General features: G+C 45.7%; 2 protein-coding genes and 1 pseudogene. 1 reads left to right on the top strand and 2 read right to left on the bottom strand.

Annotated elements, in window-relative coordinates:
- Window positions 1–184 precede the first annotated feature (184 nt).
- Entirely contained in the window at window positions 185–1,462 is a 1,278-nt protein-coding gene (locus Xedl_RS05990; RefSeq protein WP_074022910.1) for an MFS transporter, read from the top strand.
- Window positions 1,463–1,623: 161 nt separating this feature from the next.
- Here Xedl_RS05990 and ybbP read toward each other — a convergent pair whose 3' ends face one another.
- Both ybbP and Xedl_RS25080 read right to left on the bottom strand, forming a co-directional pair.
- Window positions 1,624–4,038 carry a putative ABC transporter permease subunit YbbP gene (ybbP, locus tag Xedl_RS05985; protein WP_074022909.1) on the bottom strand — a complete coding sequence of 805 codons (2,415 nt, stop codon included), beginning with the start codon at window positions 4,036–4,038 and terminating at the stop codon, window positions 1,624–1,626.
- A pseudogene (locus Xedl_RS25080) lies at window positions 3,992–4,093 on the bottom strand (IS5/IS1182 family transposase); the annotation flags it as partial. The gene ybbP and the pseudogene Xedl_RS25080, both read right to left, overlap by 47 nt.

Genomic DNA, 4,093 nt, shown 5'->3' with positions numbered 1-4,093 from the left:
CACATTAGGTATTTTTGCCAACTTTAAACAAGGTAAAAAACAACGCGACTGGCTTCAACAAACTCTCGTTATTGGGTGTTAAAGTCGAGCATCGCGTTATAGTGTGTTTATTCGATACAGCTTTTTCTAATAAACACATAAAATAGAGCCGCTTTTAATCGTTTATATCCTTGATGGGGTCTCAATGTCCATTCAACACGACAAATTCGGGCGTACTTATCAGTGGTTTTTGCTGATACTTTTAGGCATGGTCTATTTTTTATCCACAGCAACAACCTTTACGTCATTAGGTGTTGTCCTACCGAGTATGATTAATGAACTGGGCTGGAGTTGGACAAATGCGGGGTTAGGGTTCACGCTGCTTGGCCTGACTTGCGGGCTATCCAGTTTTCTGCCAACCGTATTTATCCGCAAAGTTGGCGTTCGTTTTACCCTGTTTATCGGTCTGCTGATTTTTCTGGCGGGTTTCTACAATCTGTATCACACATACGCTATTTCGTCGTACTTTATTGGTACAGCTTTAATTGGTATCGGTTTTACCTTTCTGGCGACAGTCCCAGGTACTTATGTGATTTCACGGCTATATGAAAAACAATCCCTGGCTTTTGGTTTCTACTTCACGATAGGTGGGCTAGGTGGAGTAATTGGCCCGTGGATCTACTTTCTGGCGACCCGTATTTGGGGAACATGGCGAATGCATTGGATGATTTCCGCCATTATCCTCTCCATCTTCGTGATCCTGACGATTATCCTGCTTCAGGAAGGTAAACGGGAAGTCGCCCACGCCAAGGCTGTAAACCAGAAACATAGCAATCAAGATACTCCCAGCATTTATCGCACCCGGCAACGTTGGACTGCACGCCAGGCACTACGGACATGGCAGTTCTATGTGATTGCTGCAACTTACACCGCATTTTTATGGTGTGGTATTACCGTTAACAGTTTTGCTGTTGCCCATATTATCGAAAATGGTTTCAGTGAAGCTATCGCCGCAGGGTTACTGAGCACAATGGCCTTTATCAATGCGTTTTCCAGATTAGCGGGCGGTGCAATTGGGGAATGGGTAGAACCGAAAAAATTACTGATTATCAGCCTATTCATTATCATACTTGGCTTGATCGCTTTGAGTATCGCCTCTTCATGGCCGTTCTTGATTGCGTTTACATTGTGTGTCGGGATGGGATATGGCATGACCTTCCTTGCATCCAGTGTATTGCTGGCTAACTATTTTGGCCGCAAACCTTATCTGGAACTGTTTTCTATCATGAACCTGATATCCACTCTGGCTTGTCTGGCACCTTTTTTTGCAGGTGCTCTCAAAGATTATTCAGGTAGTTTTACCTCTGCATTCCTGATTATTGCCATTCCCGTATTGGTTGTTCTTGTCATAACATTAACGATGAAACCACCTACTCATAAAATAAGAAAACACACCGTTGAAAACAGCCAATTGACTGAATAAGGTAAAAATGAACTGCAATAACGGACAAACAAGGTTGAATCCATCACAATGATGGCGGGGATTGCCGAAGTTATTACCCAAGTTAAGAGAAGAATTTGCCTGATAATATCTGGTCAAATAGATCGCTGATAAACCAACGAGGTTTATCAGCGGTGTGGAAATTATTCAGGCAAGCGCCGATATTGCCCTTGCTTGTGTAATAGCCTGACGCCCAACCAGCCACCACATAGTGAAAGCAGTAAGCTACTGATAATGGGAAGCAGAAACCACATCTGCCATTGTGGCTGCCACGGAAAATCAAAGACCTGAGTCTGTAACAACCAAAGTGCGATTTCTGCACCAAAAGCCGCGGCCAAACCAGCCATAAAACCAAGCAGGGCAAATTCACTCCACAATGTACGACGCAAAAGTTTTTTGCTCGCCCCTAATGTACGGTATACCACCAATTCAAGTTGGCGCTGGCTCATTCCGACCTGAACTTGTGCCAATAACAGCAATCCGCCACAAATCATCACCAAAACGACCATAACTTCTAATGCCTTGCTAACTTGCTGCAAAATGCCTTGTGCTTGTTTGAGCATCGAACCAATATCCAACATGCTGATGGTTGGGAAATGGCGGTTAATTTCGGTTAACAACCTGCCATCGCCTTCATAATGAAAGCTGGTTAGCCACATTCTGGGCTGATTTTCCAACGTCTCTTTGGCGAAGATAAAAATGAAATTCGGGTTTATGCTCTCCCAATCCACCTTGCGAATACTGCTTACTGTGGCATGAAACGTTCGGGTATCTCCGGTGAATGTGAGCTTATCCCCCAAGTTAATTTGCAACCGTTCAGCAACGCCTTGCTCTATAGAAACTTCGTTTGGTTTTGGCGGCCAGGTTCCCGCAATCAAGGTATTAAAAGGTGGCAGTTCTGCTTTCCATGTTAAGTTCAGTTCACGACGCACGGTAGTACTATTAGGGTGTTTTTCATTCGCCCATTCCAGCGCAGAGTACCCGTTCACTTCTGTCAAACGTGCCAGCACTACGGGATAAAAATCGGTCGGTTTCACCTGATATTTAGCCAATAAGTCATTAACTTGAGCTGTTTGGGGTTGGGTCATGTTAATCAGGAAATAATTAGGGCTATCCGGCGGCAATTGCTGTTGCCACTGGTTCAATAAATCTCCCCTTGCCATAATCAGCAGAGCCAACAACATAAATGACAGGGAAAATGCCGCCAATTGGGTCATAGTCTGAAAGGGTCGGCACAGTAGCCGATTGACCGCCAGACGCAGGCTTAACTGACGGAACGTCACACGGCGCAGTAGCCATAATCCCCCCCATCCGAATAATGCCAAAAACAACGCGACAATCGGCACTCCGGCTAACAGTGACCATAACAACGGTTTAGTCCCTGCCAGTAATATCAATCCTGCTGTTATGATGAATGCCACCGCAGGCAAATAGTAACGCAATGGCCAGATGGATGCCGTTACATCACTTCTCAATACCCGTGAAGGCTGGGTAGCCATGAGTTGGCGATAAGGACGGATCCCCACCAACACGGCAATGCCAAACAAGGCAGCTATCGCCCATATCCACGGCCACATTCCCGCTGGCGGTAATATTTTAGGTAGCATTCCTGCCAAAATTCGAATCAATGCAAATTCAAAAGCCAAGCCTAAAATAGAGCCTACCACTATGGCGGCAAGCAATATCACTAGCCATTGCCCAATGATCCATTGACGTAGAGCCCAGCGCCCTGCGCCTAATGTTTTCAGGATAGCAATCAGGTTATGTCGGCTGCGGCAGTAATGTGTCATAGAAACTGCCATTGCCGCTACGGCAAGTAGTAATGTCAACAAAGCTGATAGCAATAAAAATTGCTGGGCACGCTCAATAGATTGCGCCATGACACCATTATCTTGTTTCAAGGTCAGCCAGCGTTGATCCGCTTTTAGTTGCGGTTCAATGAATTGCTGGAATGATTGGATGGCGGCAGGAGAACCGGCAAACATATAACGGTAAGTCAAACGGCTGCCGGGTTGAATCGCCCCGGTTGCCTGAGCATCATCAATATTGATTAAAATTCGGGGAGAAATCTGGAAGGGATTGAAACTGCTGTCAGGCTCTTGCAACAATTCCCCACGAATCTGCAACGTGGTATCTCCCACGTCAATATCATCTCCAATCTTGACACCCAATAATGTCAACAATCGTGGCGCTACCAACACAGAACCTTTTTCTGGTTTTAAGCCACGCGGATTGGTTTCCAGTTCGCCATACAGAGGATAACGCTCATCTGCGGCTTTCACCTGAGCCAGTTGCGGAATATCTCCCGCATATGTCATGGTCGAAAATGAGATTTGGCGACTGAGTGTCAATCCCTGCTCTTGTGCCTTTTGCAACCGACTTTCATCAACGGGGTATGAAGCCCTTAAGACAAGATCACCTGCCAGAAAATCACGGCTTTGATAATGCACACTTTGATCGATACGATCACTGATACGCCCTAATGCCAGCACACAGGCCACCGCTAACAGCCTATTCAGTATTTTTTCTACGCAGCAACACGACGAGAAATGCCAGATTGACGAACTGAAGGCTGGTATTCAAATATCTCTCACAGTTCTTCCACAATCGTCG

It is taken from the genome of Xenorhabdus eapokensis, assembly GCF_001908105.1.
The sequence above is the reverse complement of the archived record's forward strand: the minus strand, read 5'-3'. Positions and strand labels throughout refer to the sequence as shown.